Origin of the sequence: Variovorax sp. UC122_21 (assembly GCF_044056785.1) — a bacterium.
GTDB lineage: Bacteria > Pseudomonadota > Gammaproteobacteria > Burkholderiales > Burkholderiaceae_C > Variovorax.
In genome coordinates, this window is sequence record NZ_CP172004.1 from 144,245 (window position 1) to 170,270 (window position 26,026).

The following is a 26,026-nucleotide window of genomic DNA, read 5'->3' on the forward strand; positions in this document are numbered from 1 at the left end:
GCAAGCTCGCGTCTGTCGGGTGAAACCGGTACCTGCCCCCTGATCTTCCTCAATGAGCATCGCGCGATCAGCCTCGTCCCTGCAGCTCGCTCGCGAGACGCGTGAGCGTTTCGTGCTGGCGACGGAAGGTGCCATCGTTCCGCTGGCCCGCGCCATCCGCGACCGCCTGACCCAGCTGGCTTCCGAGGTCGGCAGCGCGCGCGCCATGCAGGAGAACCGCGACGATTTCGTGGCCTTCCAGGGCCATGCCTCGCAATGGGTGTCGCTCGCGCAGACCGGCTGGCGCAAGGCGCTCGGCGAGAGCGGCGCCAGCGGCTTCCACAGCTCGACCTCGCACACGCAGATGCTGCGGCTCGAGCTGATCGGCGACGAGGTGGTGGAAAGCAACATCCTGTCCTCGCGCCTGGCGCAGAGGATCCACGACCGCGCGAGCTTCGAGCTCAGCGACCTGCGGCTGCGCATCCAGCACCTCGAGGGCACGAGCGAGCTCGACGGCAAGGACGTGCTCAAGCCCGAGACCCTGGCCAAGCTGCTGGTCGAGCAGTGGCTGGCCGCCGGCCTGAGCCGCCAGCTCTGGACCCGCGTGCAGGACACGGTGCAGGCGCAGCTGGTCGACGTGATCGCCAAGGCCTACGAGGACGCCAACGCCCACCTGGTCGCCAACGGCGTGATGCCCGAGATCGACCTCAAGAGTTTCGTGCGGCGCACCGGCGGCGCTGCGGCGGCATCGGGCGGCGCGACCGGCCCGGGCGCGCCGGGAGCATCGGGAGCATCGGGTGCATCGGGTGCATCGGGTGCATCGGGTGTTTGGCAAGCCGGCGGCCCCGCGGCGCCGGGCGGCACGGTGCCGTCGACGGCCTCGGTGCCCGGCACGTTCCAGCGCGGCGGCGGCGCTGCGCCCGCCGCCGGTTCGCCGCTCGCCACGGCCCGCCAGCGCGCGCAGACCGCGCTGCTGAACCTCAAGCGTTTCGTCACCGGCCGCATCGGCGGCGACACGGGCCACAGCACGCAGCCGGCCTCGTCGATCGGCGTCGACGGCCGCGGCAGCGCGGGCGGTGTCGACTTCGGCGCGCCGCGGCCCTTCTCGCGCACCTTCGCGGGCGCCATCGCCGATGCCGAAGCCGCCTACCGCGCGGCCGCCACCCAGTACCTCGAGGCGCCGGGCGAGCAGGCCACGCTGATCCAGCAGAGCGCGGACCTGCGCCGCCGCAGCACCGAGCTCAAGAAGCGCGCGCCGACCACCGCCGACAAGGCCACGGTCGAGATCGTCGCGCTGATGTTCCAGGCCATCCTGGCCGAGGAGCGCATTCCGTTCTCGGCGCGCGTGTGGTTCGCGCGGCTGCAGATGCCGGTGCTGCGCGTGGCCATCGCCGAGCCCGAGTTCTTCGGCACGCTGCAGCATCCCGCGCGCATGCTGATCGACCGCATGGGCTCGTGCGTGATGGGCTTCGACGCGGCCGCGATCTCGGGCAGCGCGCTCGAGAACGAGATCAAGCGCGTGGTGCAGGTGATCGAGCAGTACCCCGAGACCGGGCAGCGCGTCTTCAAGCTCGTGTTCGACGAATTCGTCGCTTTCCTCAACCGCTACCTCACGCAGAGCGACACCGCGCAGCGCGTGATGAGCGTGGCGCAGCAGGTCGAGCAGAAGGAGACGATGGCGATCCAGTACACCATCGAGTTGCGCAAGATGCTCAACGACATGCCGGTGCGCGACGAGATCCGCGAATTCCTGTTCAAGGTCTGGGCCGAGGTGCTGGCGATCGCCGCGCTGCGCTACGGCGGCCAGGACGAGCAGACCGTGACGCTCAAGCGCGCGGCGTCGGAACTGGTGTGGGCCGCGAGCGCCAAGCCCAGCCGCACCGACCGCGCGCGCGTGATCCAGGACCTGCCGCAACTGCTGCAGCGGCTGCGCCAGGGCATGGCGCTGCTGGGCATCGTCGACGAGCCGCAGGAGGCCTACATCAAGACCATCGGCGCGACGCTCTCCGATGCCTTCATGCTCAAGACCGAGGCCATCCCGCAGGCCAAGATCGAGGCCATGGCCGAGCGGCTCGCGCACCTCGAGGACTTCGTGAGCGACAGCGGCGGCGATGCCGAGCTGCCGCTCGATGCCACCAACATCGAGCTGCTGCTGGGCGTGGACGCGAGCGCCATCGAGGTGGTGGCCGACACGCCGGGCGCGCGCGCGAGCGAGGACATGCTGGCCTGGGCCAACGAGCTGCAGGTGGGCACCTGGTTCATGCTCGACCACAACGACCGCGTGAGCCAGGTCCAGTTCGTCTGGCGCAGCGACCGCAAGCAGCTGCACCTGTTCGCCTCGGCCGACGGGCGCAGCTTTCTGATCCAGGCCGGGCGGCTCGCGTCCTACCTGCAGGCCGGGCTGCTGACGCCGGCCGAGGAAGAAACGCTGACGGTGCGCGCCACGCGCGAGGCGCTCGCGAAGCTCGACGCGAATCCCGAGCGTCTGTTGAACTGAGGCGCCGAAAGGCTCAGTGCGCGAGCCGGCCTTCGTGGCTCTCGCAGAGCTCGTCGAGCACCAGCGCATCGGGCTCGATGCCGGTGCTCCAGTGCACCATCAGCACGATGATCTTGAGCTCGTCGAGCGCCACCGGCGCGCCGGGCGCCGCCATCGCGCGCTCGACCACGATCTCGCGCATGTCGCAGGGCAGCACGTTCGAGCCTTCGAGGAACTGGATGAAGCCCAGGCATTCGGCGCCCAGGTGCTCCTGCTCGGACTGCGAGTACACGCGCATCGAATCGGGTGACTGCGGCATCGTGGCCTCGGCGGCACGACGCGGCGCGACCGTGACGCTGCCCTCCTCGTCGTTGCGCGTGAGCTGCACGCCCTGCGTGGCGAGGCTCAGGCCATCGAGCCATTGCAAGGCATCGCGTATCTCCTCGGCCTCGAAGCCGTGGGCGCTGAGCTTGCGGCTCAATTGTTCGGGTTCAGGGCAGGCATCGCTGCGCCAGTAGTTTTCGTAGACGAACACGAGCACTTCGAACATGGGCCCAATATAGCCCACGACGATGGATGCGGCGCGACGCGTGGTGCAAATGCAAGGATCGGCGTAAACACCGATGGCCGCTCGCGAGGCCGTGCGCGACGGTGGCGGGTGGTGCGCGCCGTGCGCCGTCGTGCGTTCAGGCCGCGCCCATGCGCTGGAACAGCCCGCCCGGCAGGCGCGCCACGCGGCCATCGAGCTCGAGCTCGAGCATGCGGGCCTGCAGCGCCGCGGCACTCCAGCCGGTGCGCGCGCCCAGCGCATCGAGGCTCACCGGATCGAAGCCCAGCGCCTCGAGCAACGGATCCCCGTGGGTCGTGTCGCCGTTCCATGGCGTGAAGGTGTCGGGCGACGGCTGCCGCGCCACGGGCTGCAATTCCTCGAGGATGTCGGCCACCGACTCGACCAGCTTCGCGCCCTGGCGGATCAGTGCGTGGCAGCCGCGCCGACTGCGGCGAGTGGATCGAGCCGGGGATCGCGAACACGTCCTTGCCCTGCTCGGAGGTGAGCCGCGCCGTGATCAGCGAGCCCGAGGCGAGCGCCGCCTCGACCACCAGCGTGCCGCGCGCGAGTCCCGCGATCAGCCGGTTGCGCTTCGGAAAGTTCTGCGTGAGCGGCGGCGTGCCGAGCAGGAACTCGCTGACGATCAGGCCCTGCTGCGTGATGCGCTGCGCGAGCTCGCGATGCCGCGCCGGATAGACGCGGTCGAGCCCGGTGCCGACCACCGCCACCGTGGCCAGCCGCGGCCCGGCGCCCGCGGCATCGGCCGCATCGAGCGCACCCTGGTGCGCGGCGCCGTCCACGCCGAGCGCCAGGCCCGAGATCACCGGCAGGCCAGCCTCGCCGAGCGCGCGGCCGAAGGCGCGTGCGTTCGAGGCGCCCTGCGGCGTCGGGTTGCGGCTGCCGACCACGGCGAGGCTGTGGTCGAGCTGGGTCAGGTCGAAGGCTTCGGCGCCCAGCACATGCAGCATCAGTGGCGGGTCGGCGGTCTCGAGCAGCGAGCGCGGATAGCCGGGGTCGCCGAGCGTGACGATGCGGCGCACCACCGCATCCGGGCCGTCCTCGCGCTGGCGCAGCCACTGCTGGGTCTGGTCGATCAGTGCCTGCAGGTTGGTCGGCATCTGCCGCAGCGCCGCGGCCTGCGCTTCGCTCACCACCTGCTGCAGCGCGGCCTCGGTCTGGCCGAAGACGTCTGCCGGCAGGCCGAACGCGGCCAGCAGGCGACGGGCGGTGCCGTCGCCGATGCCCGGCGTCATCGACAGCCGCAGCCAGCCCGCGAGTTCTGCGCGGTCCACGCGGGAACCGGGTGGGTCAGGGGTTGACGATGAAGTCGCCGGCGCGCGGGGTGTCGTTGATTTCGAGCACCAGCGCGTACGAGACCTTCTCGAAGGGGCGGAACACCATCAGCAGGCCGATGCGTTCGTTCGGCAGCTTGATGGTTTCCTTCTTCTCGCCGGTGCGGTCGAGGATGGTTTCGCCGTTCTTGAGGATCGCCAGCACGTGGCCGCTGTCGATGCCGTCGCGCGTGCCCTTGTTGATGGCCACCACCTGGTTCTGCGCCGCGAACTGCACCGCGTTGCCGTAGACCGACACGATGCGGCCCTCGACCTGCGTGGACGGCGCGCGCGGCGCGTAGCTCAGCAGCTGGCGCGGCGGCTCGGGCAGCAGGCGGTCGCCGGCGCGGATTTCCTCGCGCGCCGCGATCACGTCGACGGTGGCGGGCACGACCGTGATGTAGTCCTTGTCGTCCTTGGTCTCGACCGTGGTCGACTCGCCACGCTGCAGCCGGACCTTGCCCAGGTACTGGGCCTCGTAGCCGAGGATCTCGCCGGTGCCGGGGTCCTTGAGCGGCGTGGCGCTGCGGAACACGCGGTAGTGCTGCAGCGGGCCCGGGACCTCGACCAGCGGCGTATCTTTCTCGCCGCGCGCGTAGGCGCGGTCGCCGCGCGACAGCAGCACGCGGCTGTCGTTGCCGGCCACGATGCGCGGCGCGGCCTGCAGCGTGTTCTCGTCGACCACGATCGGTTCGCTGAGGAAGGGCTCGATCAGGCTCGGGTTGAGCGTGGGCAGCGCCATGCCGGCCAGCGAGTCGAAGCGGGTGCGCGGCGTCAGCTTGATGGTGCCGCCCTCGCCGCCGCCGACGCCGCGGCGCGTGGTGAGGCGGGCGCGGCCGCCGCTCTTGTCGAGGTACAGCACCTGGCCCGGGTAGATGCGATGCGGGTTCGCGATCTCGTTGATGTTCATGCCCCAGAGCTCGGGCCAGCGCCAGGGGCGCAGCAGGTACAGGCGCGAGATGGCCCAGAGCGTGTCGCCGGGCTTGACCGTGTACTCGTCGGGCGCGTTGGGCGCCAGCTCGCTCAGCGGCACGCCGGCCTGGGCGGTCTGCTGGGCCGTGGCGCGCTGCTGCGGGGTGATCGGATAATTCTGCGCCCAGGCCGTGGTGCCGACGCCACCCGCCGCAACGACCGCGAGGGCTGCCAGGGAGGCGGAGAGGTTCGGGCGTCGGGCCGGGATTGGGAGCTTTTTCATGTCTGGATGGGTGAGCGCGCGACGTATCGCGGCGCATACGAATCTCACAATTTGCTACGAATTCTGGCGCCAAGCCCCCGGAAGGGCAACGTTTATCCGGCAAACGCGCGGCCTGGAGCCGCCGAATTGGCGAAAATAGCCACAACTTCCCCCCGATTTCATGGCCAAACGAATCATTCTGAGTTACCCGGACAAGCGCCTGCACACGGTGGCCAAGCCCGTGCAGGGCGTGGACGCGCGCATCAAGGCCCTGGTCGCCGACATGCTCGAGACCATGTACGACGCCAACGGCATCGGCCTGGCCGCCACCCAGGTCAACGTGCATGAACGGGTCGTGGTCATCGACGTGTCGGAAGAGCGCGACCAGCCGCTGGTGCTGATCAACCCGGAGATCACCTGGGCCAGCGACGAGAAGATCGTCAACGAGGAAGGCTGCCTCTCGGTGCCCGGCATCTACGACGGCGTCGAGCGTTCGACCTCGGTCAAGGTGCAGGCGCTCGACCTCGACGGCGAGCTGCGCAGCCTCGAGGCCGACGGCCTCCTGGCCGTGTGCATCCAGCACGAGCTCGACCACCTGCTGGGCAAGGTCTTCGTCGAATACCTGTCGCCGCTCAAGCGCAACCGCATCAAGAGCAAGCTGCTCAAGCAGCAGCGCGAGGACGTGCGCGAAGGCAGGGCCTGACCGATGCGCGTCGGTGCCTCGACCCGCCTCCCTCTTCTCTGCGCCGCCGTCCTGCTGGCGCTCGCCGGCTGCGCCAGCGAACCCACCCGCATCGTCCCCGGCACCTCGGCCGCCGAAACCCTGCAGCGCCTGGGCGAGCCCACGGGCCGCTATCCACTGAACGGCGGCGGCGAACGGCTGCAGTACTCGCGCACGCCGGCCGGCTTCGAGGTCACCGACATCGACGTCGACGCCGCCGGCAAGGTGGTCTCGGTGACCCAGGTGCTCGACGAGCGCCGCTTCGACCATGACATCCAGGTCGACAAGTGGCGCCAGAACGACGTCATGGCCTTCTACGGCCGCCCCTACGAGATCCGCCGCGTGACCTCCTTCGACGGCAACGTCTGGACCTGGCGCTACAAGGCGGTGAACGAGCGCCGCCTGCTCCACATCTACATCGACCCCGCCGGCGTGGTGCGGCGCTATCACACGGGCGACGACCTCGACATCGATCGGCTGCGCTGGTGAGCCCGCTGCGCGTCGTTTTCGCGGGCACGCCCGAGTTCGCGCGCGTCGCGCTGGAGGCCATCGCGGCCGCCGGCCACGACGTGGCGCTGGTGCTGACCCAGCCCGACCGCCCGGCCGGCCGCGGCATGAAGCTGCAGGCCTCGCCGGTCAAGCAGTGCGCGCTGGCCAACGGCTGGCCCGTGGCGCAGCCGCGCAGCCTGCGGCTGGACGGCAAGTACCCCGACGAGGCCGCCGCCGCGCGCGAGGCCCTGCTGGCGGCGCGTGCCGACGTGATGGTGGTCGCGGCCTACGGCCTGATCCTGCCGCAGTGGGTGCTCGACCTGCCGCGCCTGGGTTGCCTCAACATCCACGCCAGCCTGCTGCCGCGCTGGCGCGGCGCCGCGCCGATCCACCGCGCCATCGAGGCCGGCGACGCGCGCACCGGCATCACGATCATGCAGATGGACGCCGGCCTCGACACCGGCGACATGCTGTCGGTCGAGGCGCTCGAGATCGGCGACGACAACACCGCCCGTCTGCACGACCGGCTGGCCGCGCTCGGCGGCCGCATGATCGTCGAGGCGCTGGCCGGTGCCGCCGAGGGCCGTCTGGTGCGCACGCCGCAGCCGGCCGAGGGCGTGACCTACGCCAACAAGGTCGAGAAGCAGGAAGCGCTGATCGACTGGCAGCGGCCCGCCGCCGAGATCGTGCGCCGCATCCGCGCCTTCGATCCCTTCCCCGGCGCCAACAGTCCGCTCGAGAACGAGACCATCAAGCTCTGGGCCGCGCATGCCGTGCCCGGCACGGTGTCGGACGCGCCCGGCACCATCCTCGCGGTGACCGGCGACGGCATCGCGGTGGCGGCCGCCGACGCGGTCGTGACCGTCACCGAGCTCCAGCGCCCGGGCGGCAAGCGCCTGGGCGTCGCCGATTTCCTGCGCGGTTTCGACCTCAAGACCGGCCAGGTGTTCGGGTGAGCGCCTGATGTTCCTGTCGGCCGCCATCCGGCGCCGCCCGCAGTTCCGCGTGGGCGTGCGCGACATGACCCCCGTGGCGCTGGGCATCGGCGCCTGGGGCCTGATGACCGGCGTGGCCATGGTCAAGTCGAACATGAGCGTGCTCGAGGCCGTGGCGATGACCCTGCTGGTCTACGCGGGCAGCTCGCAGCTCGCGGCCATTCCGCTGCTGTTCGCGGGCGCGCCGGCCTGGGTGATCCTGGCGACCGGCTTCTGCGTCAACCTGCGCTTCGTGGTCTTCAGCCTGCACCTGCGGCCCTACCTGATGCACATGCCGCGCTGGCGCCGCATGCTGCACGGCTACCTCACGGCCGACATGAGCTATGCGCTGTTCACGAAGCAGTACCCGGCGCCGCCGGTCACCGACGAGGAACGGCTCGCGCAGGAGGCCTACCTCACGGGCAACTACGCCGTGACCTGGTGCGCCTGGATGGGCATGAGCCTGTTGGGCATCGCGCTGGCCAACTTGATCCCGCAGAGCTGGGGCCTGGGCTTCGCGGGCGTGCTGAGCCTGGTGGCGATCGTCTGCTCGATGGCCACGACGCGGCTGCGCATCCTCGCGGCGCTGATCGCGGGCGCCACGGCGGTCGCGGCCTATGCGCTGCCGCTCAAGCTCAACATCGTGGTCGCCATCGGCGTGGCCGTGCTGCTGTGCTTCTGGCTCGAGAAGCAGTTCGGACTCGACCCCGAGGCGGAGGACGACAAGTGAAGGGCGAGACCGACTTCTGGACGCTCGCCGTGATCGTCGGCCTGGCCGGCGTCACCGTGCTCACGCGCTGCTTTTTCTTCATCCTCGACCGGCCCTGGGGCCTGCCCGAGTGGGCGCATCGCGCGCTGCACTACGCGCCGGCCGCCGCGCTGGCCGGCGTGATCGCGCCCGAGATCGTGATGACGCAGGGCCACCTGATCACGTCGCTGCACGACGCGCGCATCTACGCCACCGTGGTCGGCGCGGCCTACTACTACTGGCGCCGCGGCGTGCTCGGCACCATGCTGGCCGGCATGGCGGTGTACCTGCCGCTGCACCTCATCTGGGGCTGGTAGCCGAGCGGATCTCGGTGCCGGCCTCGGTCTCGACCCAGCGCACCAGTTCGCTCACGCTCACGCCCGGACCGCGCGCCGCATCGGCCTGCTGCCATAGCCGGCGGCCCTCCTCGCTGATCGGCGCCGGCATGCCGAGCTCGCGCGCCAGGTCGACCGCGATGCCCATGTCCTTGAGCATCAGCTCGAGCTTGAACGGATCGTCGAAGCTGCGGCTGATCACGCGCTGGTGGATGTGCGTGCGCGTGATCCACGAGCCGCCGGTGGCCTCGTCGAGCACGTCGGTCATCACGGCCGGATCGAGCCCGGCGCGGGGTGCCGATCGCCAGCCCCTCGGCCGTGGCCGTGAGCGTGACGGCGGTGATCAGGTTGTTGAGGCACTTCATGGTGTGGCCGGCGCCGAGCGCGCCCAGGTGGAACACCGCGCGGCCCATCGCATCGAGCAGCGGCCGCGCGCGCGCCACGTCGTCCGGCGCGCCGCCGACCATGAACACCAGCTCGGCCGCCTGCGCGCCCCAGGCCGCGCCCGAGACCGGCGCGTCGACCATCGCGATGCCGCCTTCGGCCAGCCGCGCCGCGGTCTCGCGCGTGATCCACGGTTCGGCCGAGGAGGTGTCGAGCAGCAGGCCGCCACGCGCCCAGCCCGCGAGCAGGCCGTCGTCGGCGAACACCACCTCGCGCACCACGCGGCCGTTGGGCAGCATGGTCACGATGACGTCGCTGTGCGCCGCCACCTCGCGCAGGCCGGCACGTGCCGTGATGCCGGGCTGCGATTCGGCGAGCCGCTGCGCCGCGCCGGGCGCGAGGTCGTAGACCGAGACCGCGTGACCGGCGCGCGCCAGGTGGCCGGCCATGGGCGCGCCCATGACGCCGAGGCCGATGAAGCCGACGCGCTCGCGCGCGGTCGAAGCGGGGGATGGTTCGTTGGACATGAATGAGAGAGAAAAAGCAGTCGGATGAAGAGCGTGTTCAGTCGAGCTGCACGCCCGAAGTCTTGATGACCTGGCCCCAGTACGCGCTCTGCGAACGCGCCATCTCCTGGAACTCCTTCGGCGTGCCGGGCAGCGCCTCGAAGCCGAATTCGCTGAACACCTGCTGGATGCGCGGCGTCTGCAGCGCCTTGTGCAGCTCGGCGTTGAGCCGGTTCACCACCTCGGGCGGCATGCCGGCCGGGCCGATCAGGCCATGGAAGGCGAAGGCGTTGACCTCCGGATAGCCGAGCTCGGCGAAGGTCGGCACGTCGGGCAGGCCCTTGGCGCGCTGCGGCAGCGCGATCGCCAGCGCGCGCAGCTTGCCGGTCTTGAGATAGGGCAGCGCGGCCGTGAGGTCGAGCATCATCATCGGCACCTGGCCGCCCATGATGTCCTGCAGCGCCGGCGCGCCGCCCTTATAGGCCACGTGCGTGATCGACAGGCCGGCCTTCTGCTTGAACAGCTCCATCGCCATGTGGTGCGGCGTGCCGATGCCCGGCGAGGCGTAGTTGGTCTTGTCGCCGTTGGCCTTCACGTAGGCGACGAAGTCCTTGAGGGTCTTGCCCTGGAAGTCGGGCCGCACCACCAGTGCCAGCGGAATGCGGCCGATGGCGCCGATGTAGGTGAAGTCGCTCGCGGGCTTGTAGGGCAGCTTGGCGAACATGTGCTCGTTGAACAGCAGCGCCGCGTTCTCGGCCTGCATGATCGTGTAGCCGTCGGGCTTCGACTGCATCAGCAGGCCGACCGCGATGTTGGTCGAGGCGCCCGGCCGGTTGTCGATCACCACCGGCTGGCCCAGCGAGGGCTGCATCGCATCGGCGAGCTGGCGCGCGATGTTGTCGGTGCCGCCGCCCGCGGCATAGGGCACCAGCCACTTGATCGGCTGGTTGGGATAGGGCCCGCTCTGGGCCGACGCGAGGCTGGCGCCGGCCAGCGCGAAGGCGGCGAGCATGGGGGCGATCAGGGGCAGGAAGCGCTTCATCGGTTTGTCTCCGGGGTGGTTTTTTCTTCAGGGGAAATCGTGGTGGCCTATGCGTGCAGCGTCTGCCAGAGTTCGCGGTCGCGCTCGGCGGTCCACACCACCGGGTGCTCGATGCCGCGCAGCTCGTCGTAGGCGCGCGAGACGTCGAAGGGCAGCACGTGCTGGAACACCGGCCACTGGCCGAAGCGCGGCTTCATCGCGGCCTCGGCGCGCGCGAAGCAGCCCTTGAGCGCCTCGCCCGCGGCGATGCCGGCGCGCACGCTGTCGAGCAGGGTCGAGAGGAAGGCCTGGGTCAGGTCGATCGCCTCGGCGCAGGCGGCCTCGCCCTGCAGCACCGCGCCGCGGCCCGGCACCAGCACGCGCGGGCGCAGCGCGCGCACCGCGTCGAGCGTGCCGGCCCAGTCGCCGATGTAGGCATCGCCCGCGTACACGCCGCAGTGGTTCTCGACCACGTCGCCCGAGAACAGCAGGCCGCAATCGGGCAGCCAGGCGACGGTGTCGCCGCTCGAATGGCCGCGGCCCAGCGCCATCAGCCGCAGCTCGCGGCCGGTGCCGGGGCGCGGGCCGAGCCACAGGCTCATCTCGTTCTGGAAGCTCAGGGTGGGCCAGGTCGGCCCCGGGATCTCCTCGAGGCCCGCGAACAGGCGCGGGAAGCGGCCCACTTCCGAATCGAAGTCGGCCTGGCCGCGCGTGCGGATCCAGTCGAGCGTGCCCGCGCTCGCGACGATCTGCTCGACCTCGTCGAAGGCGCTCGCGCCCATCACGCGCACCGCGTGGTAATGGGTCAGCACGATGGTCCGGATCGGCTTGTCGGTCACCGTGCGGATGGCCGCGAGGAAATCGCGCGCCATGCGCGGCGTGGGGCGGGTGTCGATCAGCACCACCTGCTCGTCGCCGACCACGAAGCCGCAATTGGGATCGAAGTCGCTGATGTAGCCGAAGGCGCCGGGCGCGAGCTCGCGCAGCTGCGGCTTCTGCTCGCGGGTGTCGGAGGCGGAGGCGAAGGAAACGTTGGCGGTCATGCGGGGTGGGGGCTCGTGGAGTGTTCTTCTTCGGCGGCCGCGCTGATGCAGGCCAGCAGCACCGCCTGGTCGGCGCACTGGTTGGCCAGCAGCAGCACGAGGCGGGCGTTGAGATCGGCGCTCTGCGCCTCGCTGCGACCTTCGTGCGCGGCCAAGAGCGCGGCATAGAAGCCGTCGGGATCGGGGATGCGGAGTTCGGTGTTCATGGCGCGGGATCGAGGGCCAGGGCGGTGCGGACGGCTTCGGCGATGGCCTTCGGCGTGGCCTGCGCGAGCACGCGGGCGCGGTAGGCATCGGGGCGCACCAGCACGAAGCTGCCGGGCTCGCCCGCGCCGACATGGGCCGCGAGCCGCTCGTCGGGCTGCAGCGCGGGCAGGCCGTGGCCGGTGCCGCCGACCGCGAGCAGGCGCAGCGGCAGCGCCGCCGTCGCGTCGAGCGCGGCCCGTGCCGCCTCCGCCGTCGGTGCGAACCACAGGCCGATGCAGCGCGTGTCCTCGGCCAGCAGCTGCATCAGCGTGGTCTCGCGGCCGTCGGTCCGGCGCAGCGGCAGGTTCTGCACCGTGCGGCCGCCCGCGGGCAGCTGCGGCGCGGCGGGGTAGTCGTTGGCGACCGACATGCGCCCGGTGTTCACCAGGGCGCGCGCGAACGGAAAGCGCGCGGCCAGCGCGACCACCGCGCGGCGCAGCGTGTGCTCGGCCGGCGAACGCGGCGCGAGGAAGCGCGCCGAGCGGCTCGTGACCTGCAGGTTCTCGCGCGCGGCCGGCTGGCGCTCGGCGTCGTAGCTGTCGAGCAGCGCGTCGCCGGCCTGGCCCCGCGCCACCAGCGCGAGCTTCCAGCCGAGGTTGGCCGCGTCCTGGATGCCGCTGTTGCCGCCGCGCGCGCCGAAGGGGCTCACCACGTGCGCGGCATCGCCGATGAAGAACACGCGGCCATGGCGGAAGCGCTCGAGCAGGTGGTCCCGGTAGCCGTAGGGGCCGATCCAGACGAACTCGAACTCCACGCCCGGCCCGAGCTGCTCGCGCAGCCGCGCGCCCGCCACCTCGGGCCGGCTGATGTAGGCGGTGTCGCAGTCCTCGGGCATCTGGTAGTCGATGCGCCAGACGCCGTCGGCCATCAGGTGCTGCCAGACGCCGCGGCCCTCGTTGAAGGGCGCGTCGACCCAGGTCCAGCGCTCGGTCGGCAGCGGCTTGCGAAAGCGCACGTCGCTGATGCACCAGCGGTCGGTGCTGCGCGAGGCATGGGCCTCGATGCCGAGCCCGGTGCGGATCGCGCTGTTGGCGCCGGTGGCGTCGATCAGCCGGTCGGCCTCGATCGTGTAGCGGCCCTCGGGCGTCTCGACCTCGAGGCGCACGCCGTCGGCGATCGGTTCGACGCGCGTCACGCGGCTTTTCCAGCGCAGGTCGGTCAGGCCGAGCTCGAGGATGCGCTCGACCAGGAACCACTCGATGTAGAACTGCTGCAGGTTGATGAAGGGCGGCTGCCGCGAGACGCTGGCCGCCTGCAGGTTGAAGTTGTAGACCTCCTGCTCGCCCGAGAAGGTGCGCCCGAAGGACCAGGTGATGCCCTTGGCCGCGATGCGCTCGAAGATGCCCAGGCGCTCGAAGATCTCCAGGCTCTTCTGCGCATAGCAGATGCCGCGCGAGGAGGCGCCGCGCACGCCGACGGTGTCGTCCTCATCGAGCAGCACGGCGCGCACGCCGCGCTGGGCGAGGTCGCAGGCCAGCGTGAGGCCCGAGGGGCCGGCGCCGACGATCACGAGCGGGTGGCGCACCACCTGGCCGCTGGCCAGCTCGGGCGGCGGCACGAAGGGCCAGCTCGGCAGTTCGTAGGCGGGCGCGAAAGCGAATTGTTCTTCCATGGCTTGCCTGCGTGACTAGAGCGAATGCGCGAATTCGGCGATCGCGTCGGCCGCCTTCGGCACCAGTTCCGGCTGGCCCGCGAGGTAGTGGTTGCCGCCGACGATGTCGACGTTGCGGATGCGCGCGCCGCCCGCGGCCAGCCAGGCATCGCGCGTGCTCGGGAAGGTCGACTGGTCGCCGGTGTAGGTCAGCAGCAGCTGGGGCACCGTGGTGCGCGCGAGGTTGGTGGGGCCGTCGGCCTGCGAGCGCGAGGACCACTGCGAGAGGAAGGCCGTGAGCGAGGTGGTGCGGCCCATCGCGTTGGCCGAGTAGTTGACCTGGCGCGCGTCGCCCCAGACGCTGCCGGGCAGGCGGTCGTTGGGATCGAGCGAGAGGTCGACGCAGCGCGGATCGGCGTGGGTGCGGTAGACGATAAAGGTCTGGTCGCGCGGCGCGCCCTCGGTGCCGCGCAGCAGCGCGAGCCGGTCGAGGCACCACTGCTCGATGCGCGCGAGCCGCGCCTGCTGCGCGGCCGAGAAGCGCGCGAGGAAACCGGCGTCGTAGGGCACGCGGTGGCGCGCGTCGTACATGTCGAGTTCGGGGTCCACCGACAGCGGGTCGTGCTCGTCGGTGACCGAGGGATCGATCCAGTCGCGCATCAGCCGCGTGCGGCCCAGGTGCGCGGCGCACAGCGCGATGCCGTCGACCGGCGGCAGGTCGTCGGGGTGCAGGTGGGTGGGGTCGCCATCGGCGAAGCGCGTGGCCGTGAGCCGCTCGGCCTGCGCCTGGTAGAAGGCCGCGAGCGCGGCGCCGCCCGAGTTGCCGACCAGGAACACCTTCTCGTAGCCGGCCGCGCGCAGGTACTGCACGCCGGCGCCCAGGTCCTGGATCGCGCGCTCCATGAGCAGCACCGTGTCGTTGCCGGCGTAGCGCGAATTGAGCCCCATGCAGCAGATGCCGCGCTCGGCCAGCGGCGCGATCAGGTAGTGGCCCATGAAGTTGCTGGTGGGATGCATCACGATCGCCGCGATGCGCTTCGGACCCGCGGGCGCGCGGTACGCGCCGTAGATGCGCGGGCGCAGCATCTGCAGGCCCGACTGGCTCTCGAGCGCCGCGCCCGGCTTGACGTCGATGACGGCGAGTTGCAGTTCAGGCATCGGCCGTGCCTTTCGCTGCCAGCAGCTGCGCCTTGCGCGCGGTCCAGGCGTCGAGGTCGGCATGGGCGCGCAGCGCGTGCGCGTCCATCTCGGCCTGCGGCACGGTCGGCGTGGTCAGCTCCACGCGGATGCCGTTGGGGTCGAAGAAGTAGATCGACTCGATGATGTGGTGGTCGGTGATGCCCAGCACCTCGACGCCCGCGGCCTCGAGCCGGGCCTTGGCGGCCAGCAGGTCGGGCACGCCGTCCACGCGCAGCGCGATGTGGTTGACCCACGAAGGCGTGTTGGGCGAGGGCAGCGCGGCGATGTCGTCGCCGAGGTCGAAGAAGGCGATGAACGAGCCGTCGCGCATCCGGAAGAAGATGTGGACGTAGGGGCAGTACTCGCCGGTGCTCGGCACGTGGTCGCTCTTGATCACGTGCACCAGCGGCAGGCCGAGCAGGTCCTCGTAGAAGCGGCGGGTTTCCTCGCTGTCGCGGCAGCGCCAGGCGAAATGGTGCAGGCCCCGGATCGGGGGCGCGGCGGATGGGGTCGGCATCGGGCTTGTCTCCGGGACGGCCATCGGGGCCGTCCGAGCCGCTATTGGGCGATGGCTGGACCTATGATGCAATCGAAATTAATTCATCGATTAATGAAATAGCCATATGAATCTGACCTTGCGCCAGTTGCGCGCCTTCGCCGCCGTCGCCGAGACCGGCAGCTTCACCGCCGCGGCCCAGCAGTTGCATCTGACGCAGTCGGCGCTCAGCGTGCTGGTGCGCGAGCTCGAGCGCGAGATGGGCGTGCAGCTGCTCGACCGCCACACGCGGCGCGTGCTGCTGTCGGAGGCCGGGCGCGAGTTCCTGCCCTCGGTGCACCGATTGCTCGGCGACCTCGCGGGCGCGGTGGCCGGCGTGACCGAGCTGCGCGACAAGAAGAAGGGCCTGCTGCGGCTGGCCGCGCCGCAGCTCATGGCCTGCACCCTGATGCCGCGCGTAATCGCGGTGTATCGCGCGCAATACCCCGACGTGGAGGTGCGGCTGGCCGACACCCTGCCCGAGCACCTGCTCGACGGCATCCTCGCGGGCGAGGTCGAGCTGGCCGTGGGGCAGGACCTCGAGGTCGACCCCGCGCTGATCGAGCGCCGCACGCTGCTGCGCGACCGCCACTGGCTGATCTGCCCGCCCGGCCACGCCTTCGAGGGGCGGCGCAAGGTGCGCTGGGCCGAACTCGCGCCCTACACCTTCATCGCGCCCACGCGCGACTTCCGCCAGCGCGTGCTGCCCGAGCTCGCGAGCGCCGAGCGTGCCTGGATGCAGCGGCCCGGCACCCAGGAGGTGTCGTACATGACGACCGCGCTCGGCATGGTGGCCTCGGGGCTCGGGCTGACCGTGTGCCCGACCTATTCGGCGCCGCTGGTGCAGGCCCACGGGCTGCGCATGGTGCGGCTGGAGGCGCCCGACTTCCACCGCGAGGTCTGCGTCTACGGCGCGGCGCGGCGTTCGCTGTCGCCCGCGGCGGCCAGCTTCGTGCAGATTCTGGAGCGCTTCGCCAGCGAGCGGGGCGAGGCCTGAGACCGCCTTCCGAAAAGCATCGGCCGGCGTCACGAGACGCACAGTCGCGCAGTGAGGCCCTACCTACAATGCGGGGCGACCCGTATCCATCCCATCCAGACCATGAACGTTCTTCGATTCACCGACCTCTGCGCCCAGGGCAAAGCCGCCGGCCAGCGCGTCTTCATCCGTGCCGACCTCAACGTGCCGCAGGACGATGCCGGCAACATCACCGAGGACACCCGCATCCGCGCCTCGGTGCCCTGCATCCAGCTGGCGCTCGATGCCGGTGCCGCGGTGATGGTCACCTCGCACCTGGGCCGCCCGACCGAGGGCGAGATCAAGCCCGAGGATTCGCTGGCGCCGGTCGCGAAGCGCCTGGGCGAACTGCTGGGCCGCGAGGTGCCGCTGGTCGCGAATTGGGTCGACGGCGTCGACGTGAAGCCGGGCCAGGTCGTGCTGCTCGAGAACTGCCGCCTCAACAAGGGCGAGAAGAAGAACGACGAGGCGCTCGCGCGCAAGCTCGCCGCGCTGACCGACATCTACGTCAACGACGCCTTCGGCACCGCGCACCGCGCCGAAGCCACCACCTACGGCATCGCGCAGTTCGCCAAGGTGGCGAGCGCCGGCCCGCTGCTGGCGGCCGAGATCGACGCCATCACCAAGGCCCTGGCCCAGCCCAAGCGGCCGCTGGTGGCGATCGTCGCGGGCTCCAAGGTCAGCACCAAGCTCACCATCCTGCAGAGCCTGTCGGCCAACGTCGACCAACTGATCGTCGGCGGCGGCATCGCCAACACCTTCCTGCTCGCGGCCGGCCTGAAGATCGGCAAGTCGCTGGCCGAGCCCGACCTGGTCGACCAGGCCAAGTCGGTGATCGAATCGATGCGCGCGCGCGGCGCCGACGTGCCGATCCCGGTCGACGTGGTCACGGCCAAGACCTTCGCGGCCGACGCGCCGGCCACCGTCAAGGCGGCCAGCGAGGTGGCCGACGACGACCTGATCCTCGACATCGGCCCGAAGACGGCCGCGCAACTGGCCGCGCAACTGCGCGAGGCCGGCACCATCGTCTGGAACGGCCCGGTGGGCGTGTTCGAGTTCGACGCCTTCGCGGGCGGCACCAAGGCCATCGCCCAGGCGATCGCCGAGAGCAGCGCGTTCTCGATCGCCGGCGGCGGCGACACCCTCGCGGCGATCGCCAAGTACGGCATCGAGAAGGACGTGGGCTACATCTCGACCGGCGGCGGCGCCTTCCTCGAGGTGCTGGAGGGCAAGACCCTGCCGGCCTTCGAGATCCTGGCCAAGCGCGCCGCGGGCTGAGAGCGCGGAAGGCGCGCGCGGATGCCATCGATCCGCGCGGTGTCTTCCACGCGACACATAAATTGTATACAGTAGCGGATACAAAAACGGAGATAGATCCATGAGCACCGACCGCCTTCCCCGCCACGCCACCAAGATCGTCGCCACGCTCGGCCCCGCGTCGAGCACGCCCGAGCTGCTCGAGCAGATGATCATCCACAAGGTCAGCGTGGTCCGGCTCAACTTCAGCCACGGGACGGCGCAGGACCACATCGACCGTGCCACCATGGTCCGCGAGGCGGCGCGCAAGGCCGGCCGCGAGGTCGCGATCATGGCCGACCTGCAGGGCCCGAAGATCCGCGTGGGCAAGTTCGCGCAGGGCAAGATCTGGCTCGAGCCGGGCGCGAAGTTCGTGCTCGACGCCTCGCGCACCGAGCCCGGCGACATCGATGCCGTGGGCCTCGACTACAAGGACCTGCCGCGCGACGTGCGCGCCGGCGACCGGCTGCTGCTCAACGACGGCCTGATCGTGCTGGTGGTCGACGCCGTGCGCGGCGAGGCGGTGCACACCACCGTCAAGCTCGGCGGCGAGCTCTCGAACAACAAGGGCATCAACAAGCAGGGCGGCGGCCTCACGGCACCCGCGCTCACGGCCAAGGACATGGAGGACATCAAGACCGCGATGAGCTTCCAGGCCGACTACGTGGCCGTGAGCTTCCCGAAGAACGCGACCGACATGGAAATGGCGCGCCAGCTGTGCAACGTGGCGGCCGCCGAGTACGGCCACAAGCCCGGGCTCATCGCGAAGATCGAGCGCGCCGAGGCGATCCCGCGGCTCGAGGAGATCCTGCGCGCCAGCGACGGCATCATGGTCGCGCGCGGCGACCTCGCGGTCGAGGTCGGCAATGCCGCGGTGCCGGCACTGCAGAAGAGGATGATCCGCATGGCGCGCGAGATGGACAAGGTGGCGATCACCGCGACCCAGATGATGGAGTCGATGATCACCAACCCCGTGCCCACGCGCGCCGAGGTCAGCGACGTGGCGAACGCGGTGCTCGACGGCACCGACGCCGTGATGCTCTCGGCCGAGACCGCCTCGGGCCGCTACCCGCTCGAGACCGTGCAGGAGATGAGCCGCATCTGCGAGGCCGCCGAGGCCGCGGAGGACAAGCAGCTCGACGCCGACTTCAGCGGCCAGTCCTATGCGCGCATCGACCAGTCGATCGCCATGGGCGCGCTGTTCACCGCGCACCACCTGGGCGCCAAGGCCATCGTCGCGCTGACCGAGTCGGGCTCGACCCCGCTGTGGATGAGCCGCCACCGCGCCCACATCCCGATGTACGCGCTGACCTCGCGCCTGGCGACGCAGCGCAAGATGGCGCTCTACCGCAACGTGCGCCCGCTGCTGATGGATTCGGAGAGCGACCGCGACACCGCGCTCGAGCAGGCCGAGGCGCATCTGAAGAAGCGCGGCATCGTGCAGAGCGGCGACGTGTACGCGATCACCTGCGGCGAGCCGATGGGTGCGCCGGGCGGCACCAACATGCTGAAGATCTGCCGCGCGAGCTGATTGCGGGCGTTGCGCGACAGGAAGCTGTAGGCATCGAGGGCGCGCACGCCGCCCAGGCGTGCCCGCGCGACCCGCCGGGCGTGCGCCAGATCCGGACCTTCGTCATGCCCGAGCAGGCGCTGTCGACGACACAGCGGCCTCTCTGACACGCGGCGCGCGCGCCATGCGTTGCAATCGGCGCTTCGTCGCGCCGCGAAACCGGCGCCCCTTCCCGCGCGTACCCCTTCGATGATCTTTCCCGTCCTTGCGTCGCTTCGCCGGCGCCGCCGTGCCCTGTCCACCGCCCTGGGCGTCGCCGCGGCCACCGTGCTCGCGGCCTGCTCGCCGATCAAGCTGCTCAACGGCCTGGTGCCCACCGACACCTACCAGTTCCAGGGCGACATCGCCTACGGGCCGGCGCCGCGCCAGCAGCTCGACGTCTACCAGCCGCTGCCGGCCACGGCGCCCGCGCGCGGCCGGCGGCCGCTGGTGGTGTTCTTCTTCGGCGGCACCTGGACCACCGGCGACCGCGAGAGCTACCGCTTCCTCGGCGAGGCGCTGGCCCGCGCGCGGCGCGGTGGTGGTGGTGCCCGACTACGGCCTGTCGCCGCGCCACACCTACCCGGTGTTCGTGCGCGACAGCGCGCTGGCGGTGAAATGGGCGCTCGACAACGCGGCCCAGCTCGGGGCCGACCCGAAGCAGGTCTATGTGATGGGCCACAGCTCGGGCGGCTACAACGCGGCCATGGTCGCGCTCGACGGCCGCTGGCTCGGCGAACTCGGCGCCAGTCCGCGCCAGCTCGCGGGCTGGATCGGGCTGGCCGGGCCCTACGACTTCCTGCCCATCGGCGATCCGCAGACCCGCGTCGCCTTCGACTGGCCCCGCACGCCGGCCGACTCTCAGCCGCTCGCGCACGTCACGTCCGGCGCGCCGCGCACGCTGCTGATGGCCGCGGCCAAGGACAACCTGGTCTACCCCGAGCGCAACACCCTGCCGATGGCCGCCGCGCTGCGCGCCGCGGGCGTGCCGGTGGAGGTGCGCCTCTTCGACAACCTGAGCCACGTCACGCTGATGGGCGCCTTCGGCAAGCCCATCCAGTGGCTCGGCGGGCCGGTGCTGCCGCCGGTCGTCGAGTTCCTCGGGTTGCCGTCAGTCCCGTCCCACAAGGGCCCTCGGTAGAATCGCGGCAGTTTTCTCTCGTCTTTTCCCCGTCTTCTCACCCTATTTCCCGCGAGGTATTTCCCCATGGCACTCGTCTCGATGCGCGAACTGCTGGACCATGCAGCCGCCAACGGCTACGGCATTCCGGCCTTCAACGTCAACAACCTCGAACAGGTGCAGGCCGTGATGGAAGCCGCCAAGGAAGTCGGCGCGCCCGTGATCCTCCAGGCCAGCGCCGGCGCCCGCAAGTACGCCGGCGAAGCCTTCATCAAGCACCTGATCCAGGCCGCCATCGAGGCCTATCCGCAGATTCCGCTGGTGATGCACCAGGACCACGGGCAGAGCCCGGCCATCTGCCAGGGCGCCATCGACCTCGGCTTCTCGTCCGTGATGATGGACGGCTCGCTGCACGAAGACGGCAAGACGCCGGCTTCGTTCGACTACAACGTCGACGTGACCCGCAAGGTGGTGCAGCTGGCCCACAAGGTCGGCGTCACCGTCGAGGGCGAGCTGGGCTGCCTGGGCTCGCTCGAGACCGGCATGGCCGGCGAGGAAGACGGCATCGGCGCCGAGGGCGGTGCTCGACCACTCGGCCCTGCTGACCGACCCCGAGGAAGCCGCCCAGTTCGTCAAGGCCACGCAGCTCGACGCGCTGGCCATCGCCATCGGCACCAGCCACGGCGCCTACAAGTTCACCCGCAAGCCCACCGGCGACATCCTGTCGATCTCGCGCGTGAAGGAAATCCACGCCCGCCTGCCCAACACCCACCTGGTGATGCACGGCTCGTCGTCGGTGCCGCAGGACCTGCTCGAGATCATTCGCAAGTACGGCGGCAACATGAAGGAAACCTACGGCGTGCCGGTCGAGGAGATCCAGGAAGCCATCAAGTACGGCGTGCGCAAGATCAACATCGACACCGACATCCGCCTCGCGATGACCGGCGCGGTGCGCAAGTTCCTGGCCGAGAACCCCGAGAAGTTCGACGCCCGCGAATGGCTCAAGCCCGCGCGCGAAGCCGCCAAGCAGATCTGCAAGCAGCGCTACATCGAGTTCGGTTGCGAAGGCCAGGCGCCCAAGATCAAGGGCGAATCGCTGCAGATCGTCGCCGCCAAGTACACCAAGGGCGAGCTCGCGCAAGAAGTGGTCTGAGCCGCTTGCCGTGAATACCCGGCCACCGCTCGCGGTGGCTTTTTTCTGCGCGCACAATCCGCTTCACCGTCTCCCCGTTTTTCACCGTCCGTTGTCCCTGCCCATGACCACCGTCCACACCTCCTCCATCCAGAGCCTGCCCCTGCTTGCGCGCGGGAAGGTGCGCGACAACTACGCGGTCGGCGAGGACCGCATCCTGATGGTCGCGAGCGACCGGCTCAGCGCCTTCGACGTGATCATGGGCGAGCCGATCCCCGGCAAGGGCGAGATCCTCACCCAGATGGCGCTGTGGTGGTTCGAGCGGCTCGGCCAGCTCTGCCCCAACCACCTGACCGGCGACGCGCCCGAGAGCGTGGTCAAGCCCGAGGAAGTCGCCCAGGTCACGGGCCGCTCGATGCTGGTCAAGCGCCTGAAGCCGATCCCGGTCGAGGCCGTGGTGCGCGGCTACCTGGCCGGCAGCGGCTGGAAGGAATACCAGGAGTCGCGCGCGGTCTGCGGCGTGCCGCTGCCCGAGGGCCTGACCAACGCGAGCAAGCTGCCGCGCCCGATCTTCACGCCCGCGGCCAAGGCCGCGGCCGGCGAGCACGACGAGAACATCAGCTACGACCGCGTGGTCGAGATCGTCGGCCCCAAGCTCGCGCAGCAGATCCGCGAGACCAGCATCGCGATCTACGAGACCGCGGCCCAGATCGCGCTGGCCAAGGGCATGATCATTGCCGACACCAAGTTCGAGTTCGGCCTCGACGAGGCCGGCACGCTGGTGCTGATGGACGAGGTGCTCACGCCCGACAGCTCGCGCTACTGGCCGGTCGAGGGCTACGAGGCCGCGCTGGCCGCCGGCACCAACCCGCCGAGCTACGACAAGCAGTTCGTGCGCGACTGGCTCGAGGCCACCAAGATCAACGGCAAGCCCTGGGACAAGACGCCGCCGGCGCCGCGCCTGCCGGCCGAGGTGATCGAGAAGACCGCCGCCAAGTACCGCGAGGCGCTGGAGCGGTTGACGGCCTGAGCGGGCCGGGTTCCCGCCGCTGTCGCCGGCGCCGCCGGCATTCGTGCGCCGGCCTGTTTCGGGGCGATGGCGCGCACGTTCCACCGGTTTCCAGTCATCTGAATAGATGATGCGCCCGCTTCCGGCCGGTTCCATGATCCGGCCCGGACGCCTGCCCTGACAGGCGCCGCAGAGGAGCGAGGATGAACCATCGACATCATGCGCGGGTGCGCTGGCAGCGCCGCGCGGCCGTCTGCCTAACCGTCTGCCTGGCCGTTTCGCTGGCCGGCTGCAGCAGCTTCGATCCCTACCAGCGCAGCCAGCGGGTGGATACGCCTGTTCGCCAGCTTGGCAAGGAGGCGGCGGAACGCTACGGCGACACCGAACTGCTGGCCGGCGACCTGCACGGTGCGCTCGTGGTGCTCAAGGATCAGCGACGCGAGTGGTACGAATCGCTGTCGACGCAGGCCAGGATGCGTGCCATCACGCAACTGGGACTGATCGGCCTGACCGCCGCGGCGTTCTATGGCGGGCTGAAGTCGGGCGTGACCAGCAACGGCGACCGGTCGCGCCTTGCGCTGGCGGGGGGCGTCGGACTCGCTGCGTACACGGGCAGCACCTGGTTCATCAACCCGGCTCAGGAGCAGGCCTATGTGGACGGCATCCGCGGCCTGACATGCGCGATGCTGAACATCGAGCCGCTGCGTGTGAGCGAGGAGGATTTCCGCGCGATGAGGGACGAGCGCGAACATTTGTCCGGCGCCATCAACCAGCTCGACAGGCTGCTTCGCGTGGAGGAGGCCGTCCGGCGCTATCCGCCCGGAGATACCTCGCCCCAGGCGCTGGTTCGCGTCGAGGCACGCGATGCCCTGGGGCGGGCGCGCCGCACGCTCGCCTCCAGCGGCCAATTGCTCGAGCAACTGCGCAACAGCGGCGTCGTCATGATGCGCGAAGGCGACCTGGTCTTCGCGCGCGTCGCTGCGCGCATCAACACGACCCATCGATCCGTGTCCGAGCCGGATTCGCTGTTGACGCAGGCCACGGGCATCGCTGGCAGTTTCCGGGCCGTGAAGATCGATCCGGCCAGCGAGAGCCAGGGAGTGGGTGTCTCTGCGGCCAGCGTTGCCGCGGGAAGCGGAGGGGCAGCTTCAACTCGGCCGCCACGGGTTCGTCTACGGCCAAGGTTTCGAGCAATCCCGATCTGGAGCCCATGCTGCGGCAGATCGCGCGACTTCACCAGCAGGATTCCGATGCCGCCGCCAAAAAAATCGAAGTGCTGGAGAAGCGAGTCGCTCTATTGTCGGCCAAGAAGCCGGTGAGCGAGCGAGACAACCAGATCGCGGTAAAGCTGGCGACCGCCACGTCTTATCTCTATGCATTCCGCCGACCACTGAGCCATCGCCTGCTCGCCTTCCACGAGGCGCGCAAGAGCGTGGGAAAAAACAGCACCTGCTTTGGCGGGGCCAGCGCGATGAACCTGTCGCCCGCCGGAGACGCGAAGGTGAAGCCGGGCGATGTCTACCCGATCACGGTGACCGGCGTGACCGCAGTGCCGAAGATCGCGCTCAAGGGACCCGCGGACCACGAGATCGTGATCGGACCCGGGCCGAACCAGTACATCGTGCGCGTCAACATCAGGCCGGACGCGAAGGGCGTGGTGGACATCGCGGTGTCCGACCAGGCATCGGCCACCGAGGACATCCAGCTCACGGTCGACGACCGATAGGCCCGCCGCGCGTTCCGGGGGCTCAGCGCCCCGAACTCAGCGTCGCCACCGTGCGCCCGCCCGCGTCGAGCAGGATCAGCCGTCCGGGCGCCAGCCGGTAGCTGGTCGTGCCCTGCAGCACCGCGAGGAACTGCGCCTCGGTCGCGCCGCGCACGGGGTCGGCGCAGGCCATGCGGGTGGCGGCGATCTGGCCGATGCGCAGTGCGCTGCCGGTGCGCGTGTACGAACCCGTGATGCGGTTGCAGCCGCCCGAGCCGGTGACGCGGGCATTGGCGCGGTCGAACTGCAGCTGCGCGTCGCTGCCCGGCGCGATCGCCTCCTCGCCCAACTGCGCCAGGCGCCACACCGGGCCTTCGATCGGCTCGTCGAGGTTGATGCCGCTGCCGCAGGCGGTCAGCAGCGCGGCGAGCGCGGTGGCGGCGAGAGTGGGAAGCACGCGCAGGGCGGCAGGGCGGGCGGGAAAGCGCATGGCCGGTCGGTCCTTTTGACGAATCTGCAACAAGGTGAAATCGGTGTGATCGTATGCGAGCCGGCGTGGCTCGCCAACGCCGGGGGGCCGTGGGGTTTTCGCCCCGATGCGCTCAGCGCGGCAGGTCGGCCGCGAGTGCCACGCCGCCATCGAGCCGCGCCTGCACGCAACGCCGCACGGCCGGCGGGATGGCGTCGTCGGCCAGCAGCGCCGGCCATTCGGCGCGCGCCTGGCGCACGGTGTCGCGCGCGATCGCCAGCAACCGCGCGGGACGCAGCAGCCCCGCCTCGCGCAGCAGCGCCTCGAGCGCGGGCCAGCCGAAGCCGCGCAGCCTGGCGTCGATGGCGCGGTTGACCGCGTAGTCGCCGCCGGGCACCTGCTCGAAGAAGGCGGCCACGCAGACCGGGTCGTAGAGCGGTGCGAGCACCGGCGCCACGCCGTCGGGATAGCGCAGCGCCCAGTTCTTCAGGTGCGCGTCGCTGTTGCCCAGCAGGATGAAGGCGACGATGCGCCGCACGCATTCGCGCACGTCGGCCACGGGCTTCGGCGACAGCCGGTCGAGCACGCGCAGCATCGCGGGCCCGTCGATCGCGAGGCCGCGGCCGTATTTCTGGCGCGGCTCGTACTGCAGCACCTGCGCGAACTCCTCCATGTGGATGCGCCCGCCGTCGGGCGTGCGGTCGAAGCGGCGCACCGCGAGGATCTGCTCGAACGGCAGCTGCTCGGGCAGGTCGGCGTCGGCGCGGCCGATCACGCTGGCCTCGGCGCAGTCCAGGCCGAGCGCGCCGCACAGGCGGTAGCCGGCGATCTCGTTGGCGACCAGGTCGGGGTGGCGCACGGTCGGCAGCTTGAGGATGAAGGAGCCGGCCGCGCCGTGGCGCCGCACCACGTAGCGCCGGCCGTCCTGCACGGCCGAGAACTTGGTCACCACGCCGGGGATGGCGGCCGCGTCCTCCACCGGCAGCTCGACGAAGCCGGGCTCGAGCACGTCGAGCCCGAGCGCGGTGTGCCAGTGCCGCACCGTGTCGGGAATGCCCTCGGCCGGCGGCACCGGCTCGACCTCGATCGCGCCCATCAGGTCGTGGCCGGCGGCGGCCAGCAGCTCGAACTCGTCGTCGGCGCGGCAGCCGCGCTGCTGCGCGAGGCGCTCGCGGTTGTGGCCCTCGGGCAGCAGGTTCTGGAAATAGCCGGGCCAGTGGCCGTCGGCGCGCGACACCCGCGCATCGCGCGCCGAGCCCAGGATGGCGCGCGTGGCGGCCTCGTCGGCGCCGCGGTAGGCCAGCGACAGGGTGGGGCGCGCCGGGTCGTCGACGTAGCCGGGCTCGAAGGACACGCGCAGGATGTCGCCGTACTGCGAGAGCCAGCCGATGGCGCGCCGCCGCGAGGCATCGCCGCCCGGGGCATGCAGGTACATCCGCAGGTAGCGGA

General features: G+C 70.6%; 24 protein-coding genes and 3 pseudogenes. 14 read left to right on the forward strand and 13 right to left on the reverse strand.

The window, feature by feature from the left end; all coding sequences use genetic code 11:
- Positions 1 to 52 precede the first annotated feature (52 nt).
- The gene (locus ACHMXE_RS12845; protein WP_395349670.1) at positions 53 to 2,476 is read left to right on the forward strand and encodes a DUF1631 family protein; all 2,424 of its coding nucleotides are present in this window, start codon (positions 53 to 55) and stop codon (positions 2,474 to 2,476) included.
- A 13-nt stretch (positions 2,477 to 2,489) separates the two neighbouring features.
- On the opposite strand, the gene ACHMXE_RS12850 is transcribed toward ACHMXE_RS12845, so the two are convergent.
- The 3 genes and pseudogenes from ACHMXE_RS12850 to ACHMXE_RS12860 form a co-directional block, all read right to left on the reverse strand.
- Positions 2,490 to 3,005, reverse strand: coding sequence for a DUF494 family protein (locus tag ACHMXE_RS12850; protein WP_209543227.1), 516 nt, complete (start codon positions 3,003 to 3,005; stop codon positions 2,490 to 2,492).
- 136 nt (positions 3,006 to 3,141) lie between these two features.
- Positions 3,142 to 4,297: pseudogene (gene dprA, locus ACHMXE_RS12855) on the reverse strand (DNA-processing protein DprA).
- 16 nt (positions 4,298 to 4,313) lie between these two features.
- Positions 4,314 to 5,531 carry a LysM domain-containing protein gene (locus ACHMXE_RS12860; protein ID WP_209543224.1) on the reverse strand — a complete coding sequence of 406 codons (1,218 nt, stop codon included), beginning with the start codon at positions 5,529 to 5,531 and terminating at the stop codon, positions 4,314 to 4,316.
- Positions 5,532 to 5,691: 160 nt separating this feature from the next.
- Between ACHMXE_RS12860 and def the strand changes: the two genes are divergently transcribed.
- The 5 genes from def to ACHMXE_RS12885 are packed head-to-tail and all read left to right on the forward strand — an operon-like array spanning position 5,692 to position 8,759.
- Complete coding sequence (def, locus tag ACHMXE_RS12865; RefSeq protein ID WP_209543222.1) at positions 5,692 to 6,213, forward strand: peptide deformylase; 522 nt, start codon at positions 5,692 to 5,694, stop codon at positions 6,211 to 6,213.
- A gap of 3 nt (positions 6,214 to 6,216) precedes the next feature.
- Positions 6,217 to 6,720, forward strand: a complete 504-nt coding sequence (locus ACHMXE_RS12870; RefSeq protein ID WP_203203321.1) for a hypothetical protein — start codon at positions 6,217 to 6,219, stop codon at positions 6,718 to 6,720.
- Entirely contained in the window at positions 6,717 to 7,676 is a 960-nt protein-coding gene (gene fmt, locus ACHMXE_RS12875; protein ID WP_395349671.1) for a methionyl-tRNA formyltransferase, read from the forward strand. Before ACHMXE_RS12870 ends, fmt begins: the two co-directional genes overlap by 4 nt.
- 7 nt (positions 7,677 to 7,683) lie before the next feature.
- Positions 7,684 to 8,424 carry an AzlC family ABC transporter permease gene (locus tag ACHMXE_RS12880; protein WP_093351299.1) on the forward strand — a complete coding sequence of 247 codons (741 nt, stop codon included), beginning with the start codon at positions 7,684 to 7,686 and terminating at the stop codon, positions 8,422 to 8,424.
- Entirely contained in the window at positions 8,421 to 8,759 is a 339-nt protein-coding gene (locus ACHMXE_RS12885; RefSeq protein ID WP_093351297.1) for an AzlD domain-containing protein, read from the forward strand. The genes ACHMXE_RS12880 and ACHMXE_RS12885 overlap by 4 nt, the downstream gene beginning before the upstream one ends.
- Here ACHMXE_RS12885 and ACHMXE_RS12890 read toward each other — a convergent pair.
- The 8 genes and pseudogenes from ACHMXE_RS12890 to ACHMXE_RS12925 all read right to left on the reverse strand — a co-directional run bounded on the left by ACHMXE_RS12890 (position 8,743) and on the right by ACHMXE_RS12925 (position 15,264).
- Positions 8,743 to 9,045 carry an NAD-binding protein gene (locus ACHMXE_RS12890; RefSeq protein ID WP_395353064.1) on the reverse strand — a complete coding sequence of 101 codons (303 nt, stop codon included), beginning with the start codon at positions 9,043 to 9,045 and terminating at the stop codon, positions 8,743 to 8,745. The two genes, ACHMXE_RS12885 and ACHMXE_RS12890, sit on opposite strands and share 17 nt — an antisense overlap.
- A gap of 178 nt (positions 9,046 to 9,223) precedes the next feature.
- A pseudogene (locus tag ACHMXE_RS12895) lies at positions 9,224 to 9,688 on the reverse strand (NAD(P)-dependent oxidoreductase); the annotation flags it as partial.
- 37 nt (positions 9,689 to 9,725) lie between these two features.
- Positions 9,726 to 10,709 (reverse strand): Bug family tripartite tricarboxylate transporter substrate binding protein, encoded by a 984-nt coding sequence (locus tag ACHMXE_RS12900; protein WP_395349672.1) that lies wholly within the window; start codon positions 10,707 to 10,709, stop codon positions 9,726 to 9,728.
- Positions 10,710 to 10,756: 47 nt separating this feature from the next.
- A complete protein-coding gene (locus ACHMXE_RS12905; RefSeq protein ID WP_395349673.1) occupies positions 10,757 to 11,731 on the reverse strand; it encodes an MBL fold metallo-hydrolase in 975 nt (324 codons plus the stop codon).
- The gene (locus tag ACHMXE_RS12910) at positions 11,728 to 11,937 is read right to left on the reverse strand and encodes a DUF2783 domain-containing protein (protein ID WP_395349674.1); all 210 of its coding nucleotides are present in this window, start codon (positions 11,935 to 11,937) and stop codon (positions 11,728 to 11,730) included. Before ACHMXE_RS12910 ends, ACHMXE_RS12905 begins: the two co-directional genes overlap by 4 nt.
- On the reverse strand, positions 11,934 to 13,589 hold the full coding sequence (locus ACHMXE_RS12915; protein ID WP_395349675.1) for an FAD-dependent monooxygenase: 1,656 nt from the start codon (positions 13,587 to 13,589) through the stop codon (positions 11,934 to 11,936). The genes ACHMXE_RS12910 and ACHMXE_RS12915 overlap by 4 nt, the downstream gene beginning before the upstream one ends.
- 15 nt (positions 13,590 to 13,604) lie before the next feature.
- Positions 13,605 to 14,726, reverse strand: a complete 1,122-nt coding sequence (locus ACHMXE_RS12920; protein WP_395349676.1) for an alpha/beta hydrolase family protein — start codon at positions 14,724 to 14,726, stop codon at positions 13,605 to 13,607.
- Complete coding sequence (locus ACHMXE_RS12925) at positions 14,719 to 15,264, reverse strand: VOC family protein (protein WP_057594377.1); 546 nt, start codon at positions 15,262 to 15,264, stop codon at positions 14,719 to 14,721. The genes ACHMXE_RS12920 and ACHMXE_RS12925 overlap by 8 nt, the downstream gene beginning before the upstream one ends.
- A gap of 106 nt (positions 15,265 to 15,370) precedes the next feature.
- Here ACHMXE_RS12925 and ACHMXE_RS12930 point away from each other — a divergent pair, with 106 nt between their 5' ends.
- The 8 genes and pseudogenes from ACHMXE_RS12930 to ACHMXE_RS12965 all read left to right on the forward strand — a co-directional run bounded on the left by ACHMXE_RS12930 (position 15,371) and on the right by ACHMXE_RS12965 (position 24,129).
- A complete protein-coding gene (locus tag ACHMXE_RS12930) occupies positions 15,371 to 16,279 on the forward strand; it encodes a LysR family transcriptional regulator (protein WP_093351278.1) in 909 nt (302 codons plus the stop codon).
- Between the two features lie 102 nt (positions 16,280 to 16,381).
- Positions 16,382 to 17,575 carry a phosphoglycerate kinase gene (locus ACHMXE_RS12935; protein ID WP_395349677.1) on the forward strand — a complete coding sequence of 398 codons (1,194 nt, stop codon included), beginning with the start codon at positions 16,382 to 16,384 and terminating at the stop codon, positions 17,573 to 17,575.
- Between the two features lie 100 nt (positions 17,576 to 17,675).
- On the forward strand, positions 17,676 to 19,124 hold the full coding sequence (gene pyk, locus ACHMXE_RS12940) for a pyruvate kinase (RefSeq protein WP_093351273.1): 1,449 nt from the start codon (positions 17,676 to 17,678) through the stop codon (positions 19,122 to 19,124).
- Positions 19,125 to 19,680: 556 nt separating this feature from the next.
- Complete coding sequence (locus tag ACHMXE_RS12945) at positions 19,681 to 20,283, forward strand: alpha/beta hydrolase (RefSeq protein ID WP_395349678.1); 603 nt, start codon at positions 19,681 to 19,683, stop codon at positions 20,281 to 20,283.
- A gap of 66 nt (positions 20,284 to 20,349) precedes the next feature.
- Positions 20,350 to 21,415: pseudogene (gene fba, locus ACHMXE_RS12950) on the forward strand (class II fructose-bisphosphate aldolase).
- Positions 21,416 to 21,518: 103 nt separating this feature from the next.
- Entirely contained in the window at positions 21,519 to 22,424 is a 906-nt protein-coding gene (locus ACHMXE_RS12955) for a phosphoribosylaminoimidazolesuccinocarboxamide synthase (RefSeq protein ID WP_203203310.1), read from the forward strand.
- Between the two features lie 182 nt (positions 22,425 to 22,606).
- Entirely contained in the window at positions 22,607 to 23,722 is a 1,116-nt protein-coding gene (locus tag ACHMXE_RS12960) for a hypothetical protein (protein ID WP_395349679.1), read from the forward strand.
- Positions 23,614 to 24,129, forward strand: coding sequence for a hypothetical protein (locus ACHMXE_RS12965; RefSeq protein ID WP_395349680.1), 516 nt, complete (start codon positions 23,614 to 23,616; stop codon positions 24,127 to 24,129). The genes ACHMXE_RS12960 and ACHMXE_RS12965 overlap by 109 nt, the downstream gene beginning before the upstream one ends.
- Positions 24,130 to 24,151: 22 nt before the next feature.
- On the opposite strand, the gene ACHMXE_RS12970 is transcribed toward ACHMXE_RS12965, so the two are convergent.
- Both ACHMXE_RS12970 and ACHMXE_RS12975 read right to left on the reverse strand, forming a co-directional pair.
- The gene (locus ACHMXE_RS12970; RefSeq protein WP_395349681.1) at positions 24,152 to 24,565 is read right to left on the reverse strand and encodes an META domain-containing protein; all 414 of its coding nucleotides are present in this window, start codon (positions 24,563 to 24,565) and stop codon (positions 24,152 to 24,154) included.
- 145 nt (positions 24,566 to 24,710) lie between these two features.
- Positions 24,711 to 26,012, reverse strand: coding sequence for a type II toxin-antitoxin system HipA family toxin (locus tag ACHMXE_RS12975; RefSeq protein WP_395353066.1), 1,302 nt, complete (start codon positions 26,010 to 26,012; stop codon positions 24,711 to 24,713).
- Positions 26,013 to 26,026 lie beyond the last annotated feature (14 nt).